This is a genomic window from Paenarthrobacter sp. A20 (assembly GCF_024168825.1).
Taxonomy (GTDB): Bacteria; Actinomycetota; Actinomycetes; order Actinomycetales; family Micrococcaceae; genus Arthrobacter.
The window spans coordinates 4,524,957-4,544,608 of the sequence record NZ_JALJWH010000001.1 but is presented as its reverse complement, the minus strand read 5'-3'; the positions used below and the strand labels follow the sequence as shown (position 1 = coordinate 4,544,608).

The window sequence follows — 19,652 nt, the reverse complement described above, 5'->3', positions numbered from 1 at the left end:
AAAGAGGAGCGCAGCATGGAATTCCTGATTTTCCTGGCAGTCATTGCCGCCATCGGTGGCGGCGTGCTGTGGGGCCGCAAGAACTTTCGGAATGAAATTGAACGCGCCAAGCGCATCAGGCGTGCCAACAAGAACAAGTAACGTCGTTTTAGCAAGCTTGGGCTAAGGCTCGTGGGTGCGGGCCCGTTCCAGTGCACGCAACCAGTAAAAGGATTCCTTGGGGGTCCGTTCCAAAGTATGGAAGTCCACGTGGACCAGCCCGAAGCGCTGGGAATAGCCTGCCGCCCATTCGAAATTGTCCAGCAACGTCCAGACGTAGTAGCCGCGTAGGTCCACGTCCTCGGCAATGCCGCCCGGCCCCGTTGCTGTCAGGGCGTGGCCCAGGTGCTCAGCCAGGTAGGAAATGCGGTTGGTGTCCTGGATGGGCCCGTCAACATGGGCAGGTTCCGGAAAACTTGCCCCGCCTTCGGTGATGTATACCGGGGGAAGGGCGTCCCCGTACCGGTCCTTCATTTGCCGCAGCAGCAACGCCAGGTAATCCGGCGCGACGGGCCAGCCGAACCCTGTGGTTTCATACTCCTGGTAGGCGGCCAAGTGGAAAGGAACTTCGCTCATCTCCGTTGACCTCCCGGTGGGGATCTCCGCCGGCCCGGGGCCCGCTGCCACCTTCACGGGGTAGTAGTAGTTGAGCCCGTAGAAGTCCAAAGGTTGGCCGATCAGTTCAAGATCGCCGTCGTGGATGGTGCCAAGTGAGCGGAACCACGGCTTCATGGGCCAGGGCGGCTTGGGGTATCGGCCAAGCAGTATCGCGTCGGCATAGATGCGGTTGAGGATCAGGTCCAGCGCCTGCGTCATCAGCCGGTCGCCAAGACTGTTGCTGGCGGACTCGACGGGGCAGTGCATGTTGGACACCCCGATCTGTCCTTTGACGCCGGCGTCCCGGAGGACCCGAACGGCCATCCCGTGTCCCAGTAATTGATGATGTGCGGCAGGCAGCGAATCAAACAGCAGCTGCCGGCCCGGGGCATGCACACCCAACGAGTACCCCTGCACGGTGACTGACACGGGCTCGTTCATCGTGACCCAGTGATCAACGCGGTCACCGAAGCGGTCTGCTGCGGCCGCGCAGTAAACGGCGAAGCGCTCGGCCGTGTCCCGGTTCATCCATCCTCCCGCATGCTCCAGTTCCAATGGCGTGTCCCAGTGGAACAGGGTGGCCATGGGGGAGATGCCGGCGGCCAGGAGTTTGTCTATGAGGCGATCGTAGAAGTCCAGGCCGCGTTGATTGATGGAGCCCTTGCCGCCGGGTTGGATCCGCGGCCAGGACAACGAGAAGCGGTATGAGTCCACGCCAAGCTCCTGCATCAAGGCGATGTCTTCATCGGAGCGGTTGTAATGGTCGCACGCTACAGTGGGAGAGCCGCCGTCGACTATTGCTCCTGGCTTTTCCGCGAAGGCATCCCACCCTGAGGGGCCGCGGCCATCAGAGGTCAGCGACCCTTCAATCTGGAAAGCTGCCGAGGCCACGCCCAGCGTGAAACCCGGACGCAGGCGCGCGGCAAGATCTTCCACGGAGCCTGAATCCTGGACGGTCATGTCCCAATCTTCCTCAGGCGCAGGCCACCGGGCAATGGTTCTGCGGGGCCCTTATAGCGCCGATTGGCCTTTGCCTCATATTTCCGCCATACTGGATGAGTTGTTCAAGCGCTTCTTCGTGTCCCGATCCGGATAATGCCGGGTGTCAGGGTCCAGGTGGAAGCCCAAACATAACCCTGAACCCCATGGAATGCGGTCGAGTCTGCGTGGAAATCGCGACACGCCCGACCGCGGGGGTCGGTGCGCCGGCAGGTTGAGGAACCCGGAATATCCGGATTCAGCTTGTGCGGCGTGTGGTGGTAATACCTCAAACGCTTCGGCGGCCACAACAACAGGTAAGTAAACAGAGCAGCCCTAACTAGAGCAGCACTAGCTGAAAGAGAGTCAGGCGACATGGCGGGACAAAAAATCCGCATCCGGCTGAAGTCATATGACCACGAGGTCATTGATGTTTCAGCGCGGAAGATCGTTGAGACGGTCACGCGCGCAGGCGCAACGGTAGTCGGCCCGGTGCCGCTGCCCACGGAGAAGAACGTTTACTGCGTTATTCGCTCTCCTCACAAGTACAAGGACAGCCGTGAGCACTTCGAAATGCGTACTCACAAGCGTCTGATCGACATCATCGACCCCACGCCGAAGGCTGTTGACTCGCTTATGCGTCTCGACCTGCCCGCAGACGTGAACATCGAAATCAAGCTCTAGGGAGGTGCTGAGAGACTATGACCGCAACCCGTAACGTAAAGGGCCTGCTGGGCACGAAGCTCGGCATGACCCAGGTCTGGGACGAGAACAACAAGCTCATCCCGGTAACTGTCGTCCAGGCTGACTCCAACGTCATCACGCAGCTGCGCAACGCAGAGGTAGATGGCTACGTCGCCGTCCAGATCGGCTACGGCCAGATCGACCCCCGCAAGGTCACCAAGCCGCTGGCTGGTCACTTTGAAAAGGCTGGCGTAACTCCTCGCCGCCACGTCGTCGAACTGCGTACCGCAGACGCCGCATCCTACGAGCTGGGCCAGGAGCTCTCTGTTGAGATCTTCGAAGCCGGCCAGAAGATCGACGTCGTCGGCACTTCCAAGGGTAAGGGCTTTGCCGGTGTTATGAAGCGTCACGGCTTCCACGGCGTTGGCGCTTCCCACGGTGCCCACAAGAACCACCGTAAGCCTGGCTCCATCGGTGGCGCATCCACCCCGAGCCGCGTCTTCAAGGGCCTGAAAATGGCCGGCCGCATGGGCGCCGAGCGTCACACCACGCTGAACCTCACGGTTCACGCTGTTGACGTTGAGAAGTCGCTGCTCCTTATCAAGGGTGCCGTTCCCGGTGCCCGCGGCCAGGTCGTACTCGTACGCACCGCCGTGAAGGGAGCCTAGTTCAATGACTAGCACTGTCAAGGTAGACCTGCCCGCAGAGATCTTCGACGTCCAGACCAACGTGCCGCTGCTGCACCAGGTCGTCGTCGCACAGCTCGCTGCTGCACGCCAGGGTACTCACAAGACGAAGACCCGCGCCGAGGTTTCCGGTGCAGGTCGCAAGCCGTTCAAGCAGAAGGGCACCGGCCGCGCCCGTCAGGGTTCAATCCGTGCTCCTCACATGACCGGCGGTGGCGTTGTCCATGGTCCGACCCCTCGTGACTACAGCCAGCGCACCCCCAAGAAGATGAAGGCTGCTGCACTCCGCGGCGCCCTGTCTGACCGCGCCCGCAACGGCCGCATCCACGTCATCGCTGAACTGGTAGCCGGCACCAAGCCGTCCGCCAAGGACGCACTGGCTTCGCTGCGCTCCGTCACAGAGCGCAAGAACCTGCTCGTCGTTATCGAGCGCGCCAACGATGTTGCTGCACTTTCCGTGCGCAACCTCCAGGATGTTCACGTTCTGTACGCAGATCAGCTGAACACCTACGACGTGCTTATCTCCGACGACGTGGTCTTCACCAAGGCTGCTTTCGAGGCGTTCGTCGCTGACAAGGCAAAGAACGAGGAGGCCTCCAAGTGAGCGTAACCACCATCAAGGACCCGCGCGACGTCGTGCTTGCACCCGTCGTATCGGAAAAGAGCTACGGTCTGATCGACGAAGGCAAGTACACCTTCCTGGTGGACCCTCGCTCGAACAAGACCGAGATCAAGCTGGCCGTAGAGAAGATCTTCTCGGTCAAAGTTGACTCGATCAACACCATCAACCGTGCCGGTAAGCGCAAGCGCACCAAATTCGGCTGGGGACAGCGCAAGAGCACCAAGCGTGCAATTGTCACCCTCAAAGAAGGCACAATCGACATCTTCGGCGGTCCGCTCGCGTAGCGGAGACCACTTTAACGAGGAAATAAATTATGGGAATCCGTAAATACAAGCCGACTACCCCGGGCCGTCGTGGCTCGAGCGTAGCCGACTTTGCTGAAATCACGCGATCGACTCCGGAAAAGTCGTTGCTGCGTCCGCTGCACAAGACTGGCGGCCGCAACAACTCCGGTAAGATCACCACCCGTCACAAGGGTGGTGGGCACAAGCGCCAGTACCGTCTGATCGACTTCCGTCGTCACGACAAGGACGGCATCAACGCCCGCGTTGCCGAAATCGAGTACGACCCGAACCGTACGGCTCGTATCGCACTCCTGCACTACGTTGATGGCACCAAGCGTTACATCATCGCTCCTAACAAGCTGTCCCAGGGTGACTTCGTCGAGGCTGGTCCCGACGCTGACATCAAGCCGGGCAACAACCTGCCGCTGCGCAACATCCCGGTTGGTACCGTAATCCACGCAGTTGAACTGCGTCCGGGTGGCGGCGCCAAGATGGCTCGTTCCGCAGGTGCTTCGGTACAGCTCGTTGCCAAGGAAGGCCGCTTCGCACAGCTGCGTCTGCCCTCCGGCGAAATCCGCAACGTTGACGTGCGCTGCCGCGCAACCGTCGGCGAGGTCGGCAACGCCGAGCAGTCGAACATCAACTGGGGCAAGGCCGGCCGTATGCGCTGGAAGGGCGTTCGCCCGACTGTCCGTGGTGTAGCCATGAACCCGGTTGACCACCCGCACGGTGGTGGTGAAGGTAAGACTTCCGGTGGACGTCACCCGGTTAACCCGAACGGCAAGCCCGAGGGCCGTACCCGCCGTCCGAACAAAGAGAGCGACAAGCTTATTGTTCGTCGCCGCCGTACTGGCAAGAACAAGCGATAGGAGCCTGGACACATGCCACGCAGCCTGAAAAAAGGTCCTTTCGTTGACCAGCACCTCTTTGTGAAGGTCGCACGGGAAAACGATAAGGGCACCAAGAACGTCATCAAGACCTGGTCCCGCCGTTCGATGATCATCCCCGACATGCTCGGGCACACGATCGCCGTACACGACGGACGCAAGCACATCCCGGTGTTTGTCACTGAGTCGATGGTCGGGCACAAGCTCGGCGAATTCGCTCCCACGCGGACATTCCGCGGCCATGTTAAGGACGACCGTAAGGGCAAGCGCCGCTAGGCGCCTGACTTTACGTCTTAGACGAGAGAAGGAAAGCAATGGAAGCCAAGGCTATTGCGCGTCACATCCGCGTAACGCCTATGAAGGCCCGGCGCGTCGTCAACCTTGTTCGTGGTAAGCAAGCGAATGAGGCTCTGGCAATTCTGAAGTTTGCCCCCCAGGCAGCTTCGGAGCCGGTATTCAAGGTACTTCAGTCGGCAATGGCCAACGCACGTGTCCTCGCGGACCGTGACGGCGTTGCATTCGACGACAGCGACCTCTTCATCACCGAAGCATTTGTTGATGAAGGCCCGACCATGAAGCGGTTCCAGCCGCGTGCCCAGGGCCGCGCCTACCGCATTAGGAAGCGGACCAGCCACATCACGCTGGTTGTCGCAACCCCGGAGAAAGAGGAGGCTCGCTAAGTGGGACAGAAAGTAAACCCGCACGGGTTCCGACTCGGCATCACCACCGACCACGTTTCGCACTGGTTCGCTGACAGCACCAAGCCCGGACAGCGCTACAAGGACTTCGTCCGCGAGGACATCAAGATCCGTCAGCTCATGTCCACCGGCATGGAGCGCGCCGGCATCGCCAAGGTCGAGATCGAGCGCACCCGCGACCGTGTCCGCGTGGATATCCACACGGCACGCCCGGGTATCGTTATCGGCCGCCGTGGCGCTGAAGCAGACCGCATCCGCGGCGAGCTCGAAAAGCTCACGGGCAAGCAGGTTCAGCTGAACATCCTCGAGGTCAAGAACCCCGAGATGGAAGCACAGCTTGTTGCCCAGGGCATCGCTGAGCAGCTGACTTCCCGCGTGGCTTTCCGCCGTGCGATGAAGAAGGCAATGCAGTCCGCACAGCGTGCGGGTGCCAAGGGCATCCGTGTTGCTTGCTCGGGCCGTCTGGGTGGCGCAGAAATGTCCCGCTCGGAGTTCTACCGCGAAGGCCGTGTGCCCCTGCACACCCTCCGCGCGAACATCGACTACGGCTTCTACGAAGCCAAGACCACCTTCGGCCGTATCGGCGTGAAGGTTTGGATCTACAAGGGTGACGTAACTGCCAAGGAACTGGCTCAGCAGGCAGCTGCTGCTCCGTCCCGTGGCCGCGCAGGAGACCGTCCGGGCCGCCCGGGTGGCGACCGCCGTCGTCGTAACGACCGTCCGGCAGCTGAGGCAGCACCCGCTGCCGTTGAAGCACCGGCCGCTGAAGCTGCTGCTCCGGCAGCAGAAGGAGGACAGGCTTAAATGCTTATCCCACGTCGAGTCAAGCACCGTAAGCAGCACCACCCGGGTCGTTCCGGCGCTGCTACGGGCGGCACCAAGGTCAGCTTCGGTGAGTACGGTATCCAGGCTCTCAGCCCGGCATACGTAACCAACCGTCAGATCGAGTCCGCTCGTATCGCGATGACCCGCCACATCAAGCGTGGCGGCAAGGTCTGGATCAACATCTACCCGGACCGTCCGCTGACGAAGAAGCCTGCCGAAACCCGCATGGGTTCCGGTAAGGGTTCTCCGGAATGGTGGGTCGCAAACGTCAAGCCGGGCCGGGTTCTCTTCGAACTCTCCGGTGTCAATGAAGAGGTAGCTCGCGAGGCCCTGCGCCTGGCAATCCACAAGCTCCCGTTGAAGGCACGCATTGTGCGTCGCGAAGGTGGTGAATAGAAATGGCAGTAGGGTCGAAGGATCTCGCACCCGCACAGCTGGACGGTTTCGACAACGAGCGTCTCGTTGAAGAACTCCGCAAGTCCAAGGAAGAGCTGTTCAACCTGCGTTTCCAGTCCGCCACCGGACAGCTGGAGAACCACGGTCGCCTGCGCGCGGTAAAGAAGGACATCGCACGCATCTACACCGTTCTCCGTGAGCGCGAGCTGGGCATTCGTGCCGAGGTTGCCGCACCGGTTGTGGAAGCCAAGGAAGAAAAGAAGTCCAAGAAGGCTGCCAAGGCTGAAAAGGCCGAGGTTGAAGCTGGAGAGGACGCCAAGTGAGCGAGAAGGAAACTGTGACGGAAGCAGCAGCCAGCGCTGAACAGCGCGGTTACCGTAAGACGCGTCGCGGCTACGTTGTCTCTGACAAGATGGAAAAGACCATCGTTGTTCAGGTTGAAGACCGCGTGAAGCACGCTCTGTACGGCAAGGTTATTCGCCGCACCTCGAAGATCAAGGCTCACGACGAAGAGAACACCGCCGGCATCGGCGACCTCGTTCTCATCTCTGAGACCCGCCCGCTCTCCGCTACCAAGCGGTGGCGTCTGGTGGAGATCCTCGAAAAGGCCAAGTAAATCCGACGCCGGGCACGCCTGGCAGGGTTCACTGGAAAGGCCCGCGTTCCTCACGGAACGCGGGCCTTTCCGCTTCTCCGGCCGGTTCGGTTTCAGGCCGTAATCGTGCTAGGATATTGAGTTTGTATGGCGCCACTTGTGCGTCATCAACTACCTCGTAAACAATCGTGCCGCTGCATACTGCCCCGCGCAGAGTTTTCTGCAAGGGAAGCTGATGCTTGTGGCACGGGCGTTTAGGCCTGTTCTGGCAAAATCCAGGCAGGTCAAGAGACACCCCGATCAACCGTTCCGCAAGGCTCATTCCGTATGCATGATTTCGGTCTGAGAACCGGCGCGACGCAAGGAGTAAAAATTGATTCAGCAGGAGTCGCGACTCAAGGTCGCCGACAACACGGGTGCTAAGGAAATCCTTACCATTCGCGTTCTCGGTGGATCTGGTCGTCGCTACGCAGGCATTGGCGACGTGATCGTCGCTACCGTCAAGGACGCTATTCCCGGCGGAAACGTAAAGAAGGGTGACGTCGTCAAGGCTGTCATCGTTCGTACCAAGAAGGAACGCCGCCGTGCGGATGGTTCCTATATCAAGTTTGACGAAAACGCAGCTGTGATCCTGAAGAACGACGGTGACCCCCGCGGTACCCGTATCTTCGGCCCGGTTGGTCGTGAACTTCGCGACAAGAAGTTCATGAAGATCGTTTCGCTGGCCCCGGAGGTGCTTTAGTCCATGGCTAAGAAAATCAAGAAGGGTGACCTCGTTCAGGTCATCACCGGCGCCAAGCAGGAACGTGGCGGCGACCGCGGCAAGCAGGGCAAGGTCCTGCGCGTATTCACCGACACCAACCGCGTGCTGGTAGAGGGAATCAACCGCGTCACCAAGCACAGCAAGGTCGGTCAGTCGCAGCGCGGCACCAAGACCGGTGGCATCGAGGTCGTTGAGGCCCCGATCCACGTATCCAACGTTGCTCTGGTTGACCCGTCCACCAAGAAGCCGACCCGTGTTGGTTTCCGTCTCGACACCGTTGAGAAGGATGGCGCTACCAAGACCGTCCGTATCCGCGTGTCCAAGGCCACCGGGAAGGACATCTAATGACTGAGACTCTCGAGACTCCAGTAAAGATCGTTCCGCGTCTGAAGACCAAGTATGCAGAGACCATCAAGAAGTCCCTGCAGGACGAATTCAGCTACGCGAACGTGAACCAGGTTCCCCGCCTGGTGAAGGTTGTTGTGAACATGGGTGTTGGAGATGCCGCCAAGGACTCCAAGCTGATCGACGGCGCTGTCCGCGACCTCACCCTGATCACCGGCCAGAAGCCGCAGGTAACCAAGGCCCGCAAGTCGATCGCACAGTTCAAACTGCGCGAAGGCATGCCCATCGGTGCACACGCAACTCTGCGTGGAGACCGCATGTGGGAATTCGTGGACCGTTTGGTTTCGCTGGCACTGCCGCGTATCCGCGACTTCCGCGGCCTCAACGGCAAGCAGTTCGACGGCAACGGTAACTACACCTTCGGTCTGACCGAGCAGGTTATGTTCCACGAAATCGACCAGGATTCCATCGACCGCGTTCGCGGTATGGACATCACGGTCGTCACCACCGCCAAGACCGATGACGAAGGCCGCGCGCTGCTCAAGGCGCTTGGTTTCCCGTTCAAGACCGAAAACTAACTACGTGACAGGTCCGTCCGCGCAGGCTCCTAAGAGCACGCGCAGCGGAAACCGGTACGAGGAAGGGCTATAGCCCAAATGACTATGACAGATCCTGTCGCAGACATGCTCACGCGTCTGCGCAATGCAAACTCGGCATACCACGACACCGTGTCCATGCCGTACAGCAAACTGAAGGCACGCGTTGCTGACATCCTGAAGGCAGAAGGCTACATTGCCGGCTGGAAGGAAGAAGACGCCGAGGTTGGCAAGAAGCTGACCATCGACCTGAAGTTCGGTCCGAACCGCGAGCGTTCCATCGCTGGCGTCCGCCGCATCTCCAAGCCGGGCCTCCGCGTTTACGCGAAGTCCACCAACCTGCCGCACGTGCTGGGTGGCCTGGGTATCGCAATCCTGTCCACCTCTTCCGGCCTCCTGACTGACAAGCAGGCCGGCAAGAAGGGCGTGGGCGGCGAAGTCCTCGCGTACGTCTGGTAACGGGAAAGGAAGAGAATAATGTCACGTATTGGACGTCTCCCCATCACCGTTCCTGCCGGAGTTGAGGTCAAGCTCGATGGCTCCGTCATCAGCGTCAAAGGTGCCAAGGGCGAGCTGAGCCACACTGTGGCCAGCCCGATCGAGGTTACCCAGGAAGAAAACACTCTCACGGTCACCCGCCCGAACGACGAGCGCAACTCGCGTTCGCTGCACGGCCTGACCCGCACCCTGATCGCCAACATGATCCAGGGCGTTACCGAGGGCTACGAGAAGAAGCTTGAAATCGTTGGTACTGGTTACCGCGTTCAGGCCAAGGGTTCTGACCTGGAGTTCGCTCTGGGCTACAGCCACCCGGTCAACGTCTCTGCACCCGAAGGCATCACCTTCGTAGTAGAGGGTCCGACCAAGCTCTCTGTTGCGGGTATCAACAAGCAGCAGGTCGGCGAGGTTGCTGCCAACATTCGCAAGCTGCGCAAGCCTGACCCCTACAAGGGCAAGGGTGTCCGTTACGCCGGCGAAGTCATCCGCCGCAAGGTCGGAAAGGCTGGTAAGTAAACCATGGCCATCGCAATTAACAAGAAGCGTACGAACAAGAGCAAGTCGGCTGCACGCAGCCGTCGCCAGCTTCGTATCCGCAAGCGCATCACTGGTACGGCTGTACGTCCTCGTATGGTCGTCAACCGCTCTGCACGTCACATGTTCGTCCAGGTTGTCGATGACAGCAAGGGTGTAACCGTGGCTTTCGCTTCCACTTTGGAAGCGGACCTTCGTGCATTCGACGGAGACAAGACTGCCAAGGCCAAGCGCGTTGGCGAGCTCGTTGCCGAGCGTGCCAAGGCTGCAGGCGTCGAGGCTGTTGTCTTCGACCGTGGCGGTAACAAGTACCACGGCCGCATCGCCGCCGTCGCTGACGGTGCTCGCGAAGGTGGGCTGGCTCTGTGACCGCTGAAAATAACGAAAAGGACGTTCAGGTGACTGAAGCTGTAGCTGCTGAAGCAACTGAGACCGCACCCGCTACCGATGACCGCCGCGGCGGACGTCGTGGCGAGCGCGGCGATCGTGGCCAGGGCCGCGGCGACCGTGGTGGCCGTGGTGGCCGCGACGGCGGTCGTGAAGCCGAGAAGAGCCAGTTCGTAGAGCGCGTTGTCACCATCAACCGCGTTGCCAAGGTCGTCAAGGGTGGTCGTCGCTTCAGCTTCACCGCTCTCGTCGTCGTCGGTGACGGCAACGGTATGGTCGGCGTTGGCTACGGCAAGGCCAAGGAAGTTCCCGCTGCTATCGCAAAGGGCGTTGAAGAGGCCAAGAAGTCCTTCTTCCGCGTTCCCCGCGTTGGCAACACCATCCCGCACCGTGTGCAGGGTGAGGCTGCTGCAGGCGTTGTCCTGCTGCGTCCGGCTTCCGCCGGTACCGGTGTTATCGCCGGTGGTCCGGTCCGCGCGGTATTGGAGTGCGTGGGTATCCACGACATCCTCTCCAAGTCGCTCGGTTCTTCCAACGCGATCAACATCGTTCACGCGACCGTTGCCGCTCTGAAGCAGCTCGAAGAGCCCGCTTCCGTGGCTGCCCGACGTGGCCTGCCGCTGGACGAGGTTGCTCCTGCTGCTCTGGTGCGCGCGCTCCAGAACCAGAAGGCAGGTGTTTAGTCATGGCTAAGAACCTGACTCCCTCCGACGCCAAGTTGGAGATCACCCAGATCAAGGGCGTCATTGGCGCCAAGCAGAACCAGATCGCCACCCTTCGGTCCCTCGGCCTGAAGCGCATCGGACACACTGTTGTCCGTACCGCCGACGCCGTGACCGTTGGCATGCTGAACACGGTTCCGCACCTCGTGAATGTAGAGGAGGCGAAGTAATGGCAGAGAACAAGACCGCCGCAGAGACTGCTGAGAAGCAGAACACTCTGAAGGTCCACCACCTGCGTCCCGCCCCGGGTGCCAAGACCGCCAAGACCCGTGTTGGTCGTGGTGAAGGCTCCAAGGGTAAGACCGCTGGTCGCGGTACCAAGGGTACGAAGGCCCGCTACCAGGTAAAGGCTGGCTTTGCCGGCGGCCAGCTGCCGCTGCACATGCGCCTGCCGAAGCTGCGCGGCTTCAAGAACCCGTTCCGGGTTGAGTTCCAGGTTGTAAACCTGGAGAAGCTCAACGAGCTGTTCCCGGAAGGTGGCACTGTCACCGTTGAATCTCTGGTTGAGAAGGGTGCCGTTCGCAAGAACCAGCCCGTCAAGGTGCTGGGCACCGGCGACATCACCGTCAAGGTTGACGTCACGGTCCACGCATTCTCCGCCAGCGCTACGGAGAAGATTGCTGCAGCAGGCGGAAGCACCACTGCTCTCTAAGAGCCAGTGGGGCATATGCCCGTTGTGAAAAGATCCCGGTACGCGGGGCTTCGGCCCTGTGTACCGGGATTTTTTGCGTGATTGTGGACTCTCGATTATTACGACGGCGTCACAAGCAGTTAGACTCGGTTGTTGGGTTTCATTGAGCCCATCCACATCCTTGTACTTTCTACTCAGGAGGACGCTTGCTAAGCGCATTCGGCCGGGCGTTTCGGACGCCTGATTTGCGACGCAAGTTGTTGTTCACGCTGGGAATCATCACAATCTTCCGCTTGGGAGCTTTCATCCCCTCGCCTGGTGTGAACTACCAGAATGTCCAGCAATGCTTGAACAACGGTGACACCTCGCAGGGCATCTACCAGCTGGTGAACTTGTTCAGCGGCGGCGCGTTGCTGCAGGTATCAGTCTTTGCCTTGGGCATCATGCCCTACATCACGGCGAGCATCATCGTTCAGTTGCTTCGGGTGGTCATTCCCCGGTTCCAGCAGCTCTACGAAGAGGGTTCTTCGGGACAGTCAAAGTTGACGCAGTACACCCGTTACCTCACTATCGCCCTGGGCTTGTTGAACGCCACCACGCTGGTGTCGCTTGCCCGGTCCGGCCAGTTGCTTCCGGGCTGCAACCTGCCCATCATTCCTGATGAGAGCATCATCGCCACCATCCTCATCATCATCACGTTGACGGCCGGTACCGGCCTCATCATGTGGATGGGCGAGCTGGTGACGGAAAAGGGTGTTGGCAACGGCATGTCGCTCCTCATCTTCACTTCCATTGCTGCCAGCTTCCCCGGTTCCCTGGGTTCCATTTGGGAAACCAAGGGCCCCGGAACCTTCTTCACTGTGTTGGCTGTCGGCTTGCTGACCGTGGCCCTTGTGGTTTTCGTGGAGCAGTCCCAGCGCCGCGTTCCGGTTCAATACGCCAAGCGTATGATCGGGCGCCGCACGGTAGGCGGAACCAGCACCTACATCCCCATCAAGGTGAACATGGCCGGCGTCGTGCCCGTCATCTTCGCATCCTCCATGCTCTACCTGCCTGGTCTGATTGCGCAGTTCAACCAGCCGGCCGCAGGGGAGGCCATGGCCCCATGGGTTGAGTGGATCAACAACAACCTCACCCGTGGCGACCACCCCATCTACATGGCGCTCTACTTCGCCATGATCGTGTTCTTTACGTACTTCTACGTGGCCATCACCTTCAACCCTGAAGAAGTGTCGGACAACATGAAGAAGTACGGCGGGTTCATTCCGGGCATCCGGGCGGGTAAACCGACCGCGGACTACCTGCAGTACGTGCTTTCCAGGATCACCCTGCCTGGAGCCCTTTACCTGGGCTTCGTGGCGTTGATTCCGCTGGTTGCACTCGTCCTGATCAACGCCAACCAGAACTTCCCGTTCGGTGGCACGTCAATCCTGATCATGGTGGGTGTCGGCCTGGAAACCGTCAAGCAGATTGATGCGCAGCTACAACAACGTCACTACGAAGGGCTTTTGCGATGACGAGAATGCTGATCATTGGACCTCCCGGTTCGGGCAAGGGTACGCAGGCTGAGCGGATTTCCGAGCGCCTCGGCGTAGTCGCCATCTCCACCGGCGACATCTTCCGTGCCAACGTCAAGGGTGAAACCCCCTTGGGCATTGAAGCCAAGAAGTACATGGACGCGGGCGACTTCGTTCCGGACAGCGTCACGAACGACATGGTTCGGGACCGTCTGAGCCAGAGCGACGTGGAGAACGGCTTCCTCCTGGATGGCTACCCGCGCACCACGGCGCAGGTTGATTACCTGGACCAGATCCTCGCCGAAGGCCAGCAGGAGCTCGACGTCGTGCTCCAGTTGACCGCCGACGACGAAGAACTGGTAACCCGTCTCCTTGGCCGTGCCAAGGAGACCGGCCGCTCGGACGACAACGAGACCGTGATCCGTCACCGTCTTGACCTCTACCACGAGCAGACCGAAGCGGTTGTTGCCAAGTACGCCGAGCGTGGCATCCTCACTCAGGTTGATGGCATTGGCGGTATCGATGAAGTTACCGATCGTGTCCTCACGGCGATTGAGTCGGCCAAGGCCGTCTAGCTTGTTCTCCACATAGCCGGTTCGCCGGCGCTGGAGCCAAGGGGTGTGTCCCGTACCATTGGTGCGGGACACACCCTTTTTCGTTTCGCGGCAGACTGTTGGGGGAACCGCATGAAAACAGCTTTGAACGGACACAGCCGGATTGCCGGGCTTGAGGTCTACCTGCCGCCCGCGCGACTGGACACTGCCGCCGTCGAGCACCGCATTGCCGAAAGTAGTCCTGGCTTCCGCGTTCCCAAGGGACTCATCGGACGCGTGACGGGTATCCGGTCCCGGAGTGTCATGGCGGATACAGAACAAGCGTCCGACCTTGCTGCCAATGCCGCCGCGAAGGTCCTCGCCGAGTGTGGCCTGCAGGCACCGGATGTGGACCTCCTGATCTTCGCCTCGGCCAGCCAAGACATGGTGGAGCCGGCCACCGGTCATATGGTTGCGGCGAAGCTGGGCCTCTCGTGCCCCGTGATGGACGTCAAGAATGCTTGCAACAGCTTCCTGAACGGCGTTGAAGTGGCGGACTCGTTGATCGCCACAGGGCGCTACGCCCGGGTACTGGTGGCCACGGGTGAATCGCCGTCCAGGGCCGTGCGGTGGCGGGTTCCGGACTTCGAGACTTTTGCGTCGAGCTTTCCCGGGTACACCATGAGCGACGGCGGCGCTGCAGTGTTGCTTGAGGCGGCAGACCCGCCGAAGTCCGGTGTCGATGCAGCGGCCGGAATCCTGTCCATGGCATTCACGGCCCGGAGCAGCCATTGGTCTGTGGGGACGCTCGCGGCCGGTGGCTCTGCGTTTCCACGCGATCCGGAAGCCAGTTACTTCAGCATGGACGGTGAAAAGCTCAAAGACGCCTTCCTGGATCTTGGGTGCGATGTCCTTGACCAGACCCTGGCCCGGCTTGACCTGAAATGGACCGACTTCGCCGTGGTCTGCGTGCACCAAGTCAGTGCTCCCTACAGGGAGATCTTCGCAGCACGTGCGGGGGTCCCGAACGAGCTGCTGGTCCCTTCCGTAGAAGATTTTGGCAATCTGGCTTCGGTCAGCCTGCCGCTGCAACTGAAACTGGCCATGGACAGCGGACGGGGTGGCCCTGGCGACCTCGTGGCGTTGGTCGGCCTGGCTGGTGGCGTGAGCCTGGGTATGGCAGTGGTGCGGCTGTGACGGCCGGGATGCCAGAACCCCTGCCCGCGGTGACACGATTGGCAAGCATCGCTCCCACCCGGCCATTGTGTATCGCCGTCCCGATGCTGAATGAGGAGAAGCTGGTCCGGCAGACCCTGGATTCCTTGGCAGCGCAGGAGCTAAGTGATTTCACGGTAGTGGTGGTGGACAACGGTTCCAGTGACGGCAGCTGCGCGATCGTGGAGGAGTTTGCCCAGGAACATCCCGGGATGGACGTCCGGCTGCGGCACGAAGCGCAGAAGGGCACTGGCGCCGCGGCGGATACGGGCATGCGCTTTGGAGTGGAGCACGGCGCGCACTGGCTGGCGCGCACCGACTCCGATTGCCTGGCTGCACCGGACTGGACTGCCAGAATCATGGCGGCGTTTGCCGACGGGCTGGAATTGATCGCGGGGCAGCTCAATCCCCGGCTGGATGAGGGGATCACGGCCGGAGAGCGGCGGCTGATGTTGGTTGCCGTGGAAGTTGCCTCATTCTTCGGCCGCATTCGTCCCGGCAACAAAGGCGAGGGCTATCTGGGCCCTTACCAGATGCTCCCGGGATGCAACATGGCCATCACCGCGGACATGTACCACCGCTCCGGTGGGTTCCCCCGTTCAAGGATTGAAGACCTCCATGAGGACCGTGCACTGTCCAACCAGGTCCGAAAACTAACGCGGAGCTACGGCCTGCGGCGCGATGTTGTGGTGTACGGGTCCTCCCGCCGCGTCAAGGCCTGGGGTTTGAAGAACACCTTGGCATGGTACGCGGACCATCGCTACCGCCCCGAGCACGTGGACATCCGGTGACCAAGGCCACGACCACTGCTGAGCGATGGGAGCGTCGTATCCACCTGGGCGCCCACCCGGTGCTTTACCCCATCATTCGGGGCTTGGGCGGTGTGCGCCCGGTGCTTCGTTTGCCCGGGCTCGGGGTGCTGGTCAGCGAAGCCGGCCTGGTACGCGAGGTGCTCATGGACCAGCGGAGATTTGTTAAGAACGGCCCTTCGGGTTCGGGTGCCCTCTGGACACCAGTAGTGGGGCCCAAAGCGTTGGTCAACATGGACGGCGAAGAGCATAGGGAGTTGCGGCAGCGGCTTGGCGACCTGTTCACTCCGCGATCAGTAACAGGGATCGTGGAACCGGCCGCGTCCGCCCTCGACGCACGAATCACCCAGGAACTGGATGCCGGGCGTGCAGTGGACTTGGTGGACTGCGTCAAGGGACTGGCCGGAGGAGTGATCTCCCGGCTGCTGGGGGTTCCTGAGCATGCACCGGGAAGGCTTCCCGACAAAGAACTTTTCAATCTTGCGTCCTCCATCTCTTCCCTGGTGCGTCTGGGACGTCCCACACTGACTCTGCGCCAGATCGAGAAGGGGCGCTCCGCCGTCGGGATCCTGTCCGGGCCGGCAAGGACGGCCTACCGCGAAAGTGACCCCGGAACGTTTCCCGGCAGGCTCCGGGAACTGGGAATGTCCGAAGACGAAGCGATGGGGATCATCAGCGCGTTCGTGATGGTGGGCACTGAAACGTTGGTCTCGTTCGTTCCGCGCTTGGTTGCGTTGCTTGCGGACAGCGGGCACATTGGGGAGCTGGCAAACGACCGCTCAACCGTTCCTGCCGCCATCAACGAGGCCCTCCGGTTCACTGTGCCATCGCCCATGATGCTGAGGGATGCCGTGGAAGCGGGCACCATCGGCGGGATGGCCGTCCGGGCTGGAGACCGTGTGCTGTTGTCCACCGTCCATGCAGCCAAAAGTATCGGTGGGTTCGACCCCGGCCAGGCCATGCCGTCGCAGGCACGCCAGCTGTGGTTCGGGGCAGGCCCGCACTTCTGTATCGGCATGCCGCTGGCGATGGCCGAGATCAACGCGACGCTTGAGCTACTGCTGAACAGGTATCTCCAGCAACCCTGGGCCATATCGGCGCGTCGTGTCAGCAGGGGCGTGCTAATTCCGGCCTACAGGAAATTGGAGCTTGCCAATGTTTGATCACCCTACGGAACAAAGTGCGTTCACAACGGACCTGATCGCGGCCGTGTATGCAGTGGCGGAGCGGGTTCCAGGCAACCCTGCCATCACCGCGCCGGGCAAAGCCAGCCGGTTCAGACGACGCGGCGGCAGCGAAGCGGTAAAGCCTGGGCGGACCATCACCTACCGCGGGCTGGTGGAAGGGATAGAAGCCACAGCGCTGGCTCTCCAGGAAGACGGGTTCGGCTCCGGTGAGCGAATGCTGTTCTCTGTCCGGCCCAGTCCGGCTGCCTTCATCCTTGCTCTGGGGGCCGTGCGCGCGGGCGGTTCGGTGGTGTTCATCGATCCCGGAATCGGACCGTCGCTCTTTCGGGACCGGACTGAGCTTGCGTCACCACGGTGGGCAGCATCCGAGTCGCTGCTGTACGCACTGAGCACCAAGGGCCCGTTGCGGCCCCTCGCACGCAAGCGGGGATTGTTGCTCCCGGACTACGGGGCCATGGACGTCCGCCACTACTACTCGGGCCCGTGGCTCCCGGGTGTGCCCTGGGGAGCAAGGCCGGTGAAGGCGTTGACGGCGAAGTCCACCGGAGGAGAGTTTTGCCCCCATGAAGGGAACGCAGCGGGGCAGGAAGCTGTCATCATCTTCACATCGGGTACTACGGGCGCGCCAAAGGGCGTAGTCCACACCCGGGGATCCCTTGCAGCCGGTTTTGAACAACTGACCCGGCGCTGCACGTTCGGCGAGGGGGACAGGGTCCATTCGGAGCAACTCATGATGGGCCTGCCGGCCCTCATCGCCGGTGCGCACTGGACCATGCCCTCGTACGGACTCTCCGCCCACATTGATCCGCTTCGGCTGGCAAGCGAGTTGGGGCCGGTCTCCGGCAAGCAGGCATCGTACGACGGCGCCACTCACCTTTTCCTGGTGCCGTCGCAGTTGGCGCCGATCCTGGACGCGGTGGAAGACGGTACCGTTAGGCTGCCGCGCACCCTGAGGACAGTCATGCTTGGCGCCGCGCCGGTCCTGGCACCTTTCCTGAAGCGGGCCATGCACCTGTTGCCTGGCGTCGACTTCAAGCTGATCTACGGGATGACGGAAGTGCTGCCGGTCGCCATTGCAGATGGCCAGGAGAAGCTGGCTTTCGCCTCCGGAGCTGAGGCACACGTGACCGCACCGGATGGCAGCGGCCAAGGCGACTTCCTCGGGGAGCCGCTGCCCGGCGTCGAACTCCGAGTAGCGGAAGACCACGAACTCATGGTGCGGGGACCCAACATGTGCCACGGCTATCTGGGCGAAGATCCGATGGTGGAACACGCTACCGGAGACCTGGTGCGGTTGGACCACCGCGATGGAGCCGCGAGGCTGGTGATGATTGGCCGCAAGAAGGACATGATCATCCGGGGTAAAACGAATATCTATCCTGCGCTGTATGAGCCTGTCATCACAGGAGTTGCCGGAGTACGGCAAGCCGTGCTGGTGGGCGTCCCGGACGGGGTCGGAGACGAAACAGTCTGGTTGGCGGTGGTGGCCGATGCAGGTGCGTCTGCCGCGGCCGTGAAGGCCCGGCTTGCGAGGGAACTCCCGAGGCTCATCGACGAGTCCGCACTGCCTGACCGCATTGAAGTCCTCGATGCCATACCGTCAAGTGGCCGCCACAGGAAGCCGGACCGGGCCGCGCTGCGGCAAGAGTTCACCTCCCGCCCCCTGCTAAAAGAGGCGGCGACGTGAGGATCGCGGTCACAGGTGCCACCGGATTCATCGGTGGAGCCGTGGCCAAGGCCGCCGAGGCCAAAGGCTGGGAAGTCGTCCGTTTCGCGCGGCACGAAGGGCAAGGGCTGACCTACTGGGACCTGACCGGACTTCCGCCGGCGACGGTTCCCGGCGTTGACGCGATCGTCCACGCTGCAGCACACGTTGCCGATTGGGGAGACCCTGCCGTCTTCCACCGGGCCAACGTCCTGGGCACACGGGCCGTGGCCGAGGCCTACGCAGGAACCCGTTTGGTTCACATCTCAAGTTCCAGCGTCTATCCATGGTGGGAGTCATGCGTGAACAGGGGCGAGGACGAGGTAGCCACACGCCACCTGAATGCTTATGGACGCAGCAAGGCGCTCGCCGACGTCGAAGCCCGGAAACATGGCAACGCCGTGGCACTTCGCCCCCACGGTGTCTACGGTCCAGGGGATCGGACGCTGTTGCCACGCCTGATCGGCAATGTTCGGCATGGCCGGTTGCTGAGCGTGGGACACCCCCAGGTGAAGCACCAATTGACGCACGTGGATAACCTGACGCGGGCCGTGCTGGCCGCCTGCCGGTCAGGGGTGCGGGGCGCCGTGAACGTCGGGGACGCCGAGCCTGTTGAACTCGGCGGAGTACTTCGCCAAGTCCTCGACCTGTCCGGTCATTCAGGTGTTCCGATTACCTACCTTCCCGAACCGGTAGCCATGGCGTTGGCGGGCGTTGCGGAGGCCCTTTCCGCAGCCACGGGCCGGCCGCCGAGGCTCACGCGCTATGCCGTAAGCCAGCTCGGGCGGCAGAGAACCTACAGCTTGGAACGCCTCCGCCACGAGTTGGGAATCGAGCCAATTTCGACCACAGTCACGGATGCGGGAAAATGGTTCAAGCACGGGACCTGATGGGTCCCAACAGCAAACTTCCAGAGGAG

General features: G+C 61.4%; 29 protein-coding genes. 28 read left to right on the top strand and 1 reads right to left on the bottom strand.

Features of this window, described 5'->3' with window-relative positions; genetic code table 11:
- The first annotated feature begins 15 nt into the window (after positions 1–15).
- On the top strand, positions 16–141 hold the full coding sequence (locus J3D46_RS24995; protein ID WP_256491713.1) for a hypothetical protein: 126 nt from the start codon (positions 16–18) through the stop codon (positions 139–141).
- A 21-nt stretch (positions 142–162) separates the two neighbouring features.
- Here the strand turns inward: J3D46_RS24995 and J3D46_RS21125 are convergent, their stop codons facing one another.
- Complete coding sequence (locus J3D46_RS21125) at positions 163–1,596, bottom strand: GH1 family beta-glucosidase (protein ID WP_253468687.1); 1,434 nt, start codon at positions 1,594–1,596, stop codon at positions 163–165.
- Between the two features lie 393 nt (positions 1,597–1,989).
- Between J3D46_RS21125 and rpsJ the strand changes: the two genes are divergently transcribed.
- From rpsJ to J3D46_RS20990, 27 genes are all read left to right on the top strand, one after another.
- A complete protein-coding gene (rpsJ, locus tag J3D46_RS21120; protein WP_003803825.1) occupies positions 1,990–2,298 on the top strand; it encodes a 30S ribosomal protein S10 in 309 nt (102 codons plus the stop codon).
- 17 nt (positions 2,299–2,315) lie between these two features.
- Positions 2,316–2,966, top strand: a complete 651-nt coding sequence (gene rplC, locus J3D46_RS21115; protein WP_026539807.1) for a 50S ribosomal protein L3 — start codon at positions 2,316–2,318, stop codon at positions 2,964–2,966.
- Positions 2,967–2,970: 4 nt separating this feature from the next.
- Positions 2,971–3,588, top strand: a complete 618-nt coding sequence (gene rplD, locus J3D46_RS21110; protein WP_018776684.1) for a 50S ribosomal protein L4 — start codon at positions 2,971–2,973, stop codon at positions 3,586–3,588.
- On the top strand, positions 3,585–3,890 hold the full coding sequence (rplW, locus tag J3D46_RS21105) for a 50S ribosomal protein L23 (protein WP_011775593.1): 306 nt from the start codon (positions 3,585–3,587) through the stop codon (positions 3,888–3,890). Before rplD ends, rplW begins: the two co-directional genes overlap by 4 nt.
- 29 nt (positions 3,891–3,919) lie before the next feature.
- Positions 3,920–4,759 carry a 50S ribosomal protein L2 gene (gene rplB, locus J3D46_RS21100; RefSeq protein ID WP_011775592.1) on the top strand — a complete coding sequence of 280 codons (840 nt, stop codon included), beginning with the start codon at positions 3,920–3,922 and terminating at the stop codon, positions 4,757–4,759.
- Positions 4,760–4,771: 12 nt separating this feature from the next.
- Entirely contained in the window at positions 4,772–5,053 is a 282-nt protein-coding gene (gene rpsS, locus J3D46_RS21095) for a 30S ribosomal protein S19 (RefSeq protein WP_011775591.1), read from the top strand.
- A 38-nt stretch (positions 5,054–5,091) separates the two neighbouring features.
- Entirely contained in the window at positions 5,092–5,457 is a 366-nt protein-coding gene (rplV, locus tag J3D46_RS21090) for a 50S ribosomal protein L22 (RefSeq protein WP_011775590.1), read from the top strand.
- Positions 5,458–6,279 (top strand): 30S ribosomal protein S3, encoded by an 822-nt coding sequence (gene rpsC, locus J3D46_RS21085; protein ID WP_011775589.1) that lies wholly within the window; start codon positions 5,458–5,460, stop codon positions 6,277–6,279.
- Positions 6,280–6,696, top strand: a complete 417-nt coding sequence (rplP, locus tag J3D46_RS21080) for a 50S ribosomal protein L16 (protein WP_003803795.1) — start codon at positions 6,280–6,282, stop codon at positions 6,694–6,696. It abuts the gene before it with no gap.
- Positions 6,697–6,698: 2 nt separating this feature from the next.
- The gene (gene rpmC / locus J3D46_RS21075) at positions 6,699–7,019 is read left to right on the top strand and encodes a 50S ribosomal protein L29 (RefSeq protein WP_014922387.1); all 321 of its coding nucleotides are present in this window, start codon (positions 6,699–6,701) and stop codon (positions 7,017–7,019) included.
- Complete coding sequence (rpsQ, locus tag J3D46_RS21070; RefSeq protein WP_011775587.1) at positions 7,016–7,312, top strand: 30S ribosomal protein S17; 297 nt, start codon at positions 7,016–7,018, stop codon at positions 7,310–7,312. The genes rpmC and rpsQ overlap by 4 nt, the downstream gene beginning before the upstream one ends.
- Before the next feature lie 352 nt (positions 7,313–7,664).
- Positions 7,665–8,033 carry a 50S ribosomal protein L14 gene (gene rplN / locus J3D46_RS21065; protein ID WP_003803789.1) on the top strand — a complete coding sequence of 123 codons (369 nt, stop codon included), beginning with the start codon at positions 7,665–7,667 and terminating at the stop codon, positions 8,031–8,033.
- Positions 8,034–8,036: 3 nt separating this feature from the next.
- Positions 8,037–8,399, top strand: a complete 363-nt coding sequence (gene rplX, locus J3D46_RS21060) for a 50S ribosomal protein L24 (RefSeq protein WP_024817586.1) — start codon at positions 8,037–8,039, stop codon at positions 8,397–8,399.
- Positions 8,399–8,977, top strand: coding sequence for a 50S ribosomal protein L5 (gene rplE / locus J3D46_RS21055; RefSeq protein ID WP_011775585.1), 579 nt, complete (start codon positions 8,399–8,401; stop codon positions 8,975–8,977). The genes rplX and rplE overlap by 1 nt, the downstream gene beginning before the upstream one ends.
- Before the next feature lie 78 nt (positions 8,978–9,055).
- A complete protein-coding gene (gene rpsH, locus J3D46_RS21050) occupies positions 9,056–9,454 on the top strand; it encodes a 30S ribosomal protein S8 (protein WP_011775584.1) in 399 nt (132 codons plus the stop codon).
- A gap of 18 nt (positions 9,455–9,472) precedes the next feature.
- On the top strand, positions 9,473–10,009 hold the full coding sequence (gene rplF / locus J3D46_RS21045; RefSeq protein WP_011775583.1) for a 50S ribosomal protein L6: 537 nt from the start codon (positions 9,473–9,475) through the stop codon (positions 10,007–10,009).
- Between the two features lie 3 nt (positions 10,010–10,012).
- Positions 10,013–10,396: a 50S ribosomal protein L18 gene (rplR, locus tag J3D46_RS21040; protein WP_024817584.1), complete on the top strand. Its 384-nt coding sequence runs from the start codon at positions 10,013–10,015 to the stop codon at positions 10,394–10,396.
- Positions 10,397–10,425: 29 nt separating this feature from the next.
- Positions 10,426–11,097, top strand: coding sequence for a 30S ribosomal protein S5 (gene rpsE, locus J3D46_RS21035; RefSeq protein WP_179128297.1), 672 nt, complete (start codon positions 10,426–10,428; stop codon positions 11,095–11,097).
- Positions 11,098–11,099: 2 nt separating this feature from the next.
- A complete protein-coding gene (rpmD, locus tag J3D46_RS21030; RefSeq protein ID WP_018776677.1) occupies positions 11,100–11,306 on the top strand; it encodes a 50S ribosomal protein L30 in 207 nt (68 codons plus the stop codon).
- The gene (gene rplO, locus J3D46_RS21025) at positions 11,306–11,788 is read left to right on the top strand and encodes a 50S ribosomal protein L15 (RefSeq protein ID WP_159706976.1); all 483 of its coding nucleotides are present in this window, start codon (positions 11,306–11,308) and stop codon (positions 11,786–11,788) included. The genes rpmD and rplO overlap by 1 nt, the downstream gene beginning before the upstream one ends.
- A 185-nt stretch (positions 11,789–11,973) precedes the next feature.
- Positions 11,974–13,284, top strand: coding sequence for a preprotein translocase subunit SecY (gene secY, locus J3D46_RS21020; protein WP_231343114.1), 1,311 nt, complete (start codon positions 11,974–11,976; stop codon positions 13,282–13,284).
- Between the two features lie 5 nt (positions 13,285–13,289).
- On the top strand, positions 13,290–13,859 hold the full coding sequence (locus J3D46_RS21015) for an adenylate kinase (RefSeq protein WP_172324492.1): 570 nt from the start codon (positions 13,290–13,292) through the stop codon (positions 13,857–13,859).
- Between the two features lie 111 nt (positions 13,860–13,970).
- Entirely contained in the window at positions 13,971–15,014 is a 1,044-nt protein-coding gene (locus tag J3D46_RS21010) for a 3-oxoacyl-ACP synthase III family protein (protein WP_253468685.1), read from the top strand.
- A gap of 29 nt (positions 15,015–15,043) precedes the next feature.
- Positions 15,044–15,823 (top strand): glycosyltransferase family 2 protein, encoded by a 780-nt coding sequence (locus J3D46_RS21005; protein ID WP_253468683.1) that lies wholly within the window; start codon positions 15,044–15,046, stop codon positions 15,821–15,823.
- Complete coding sequence (locus J3D46_RS21000) at positions 15,820–17,004, top strand: cytochrome P450 (RefSeq protein WP_231343122.1); 1,185 nt, start codon at positions 15,820–15,822, stop codon at positions 17,002–17,004. Before J3D46_RS21005 ends, J3D46_RS21000 begins: the two co-directional genes overlap by 4 nt.
- On the top strand, positions 16,997–18,715 hold the full coding sequence (locus J3D46_RS20995) for a class I adenylate-forming enzyme family protein (protein ID WP_253468681.1): 1,719 nt from the start codon (positions 16,997–16,999) through the stop codon (positions 18,713–18,715). The genes J3D46_RS21000 and J3D46_RS20995 overlap by 8 nt, the downstream gene beginning before the upstream one ends.
- Positions 18,712–19,623 (top strand): NAD(P)-dependent oxidoreductase, encoded by a 912-nt coding sequence (locus J3D46_RS20990; protein WP_231343126.1) that lies wholly within the window; start codon positions 18,712–18,714, stop codon positions 19,621–19,623. The genes J3D46_RS20995 and J3D46_RS20990 overlap by 4 nt, the downstream gene beginning before the upstream one ends.
- Positions 19,624–19,652: the final 29 nt, after the last annotated feature.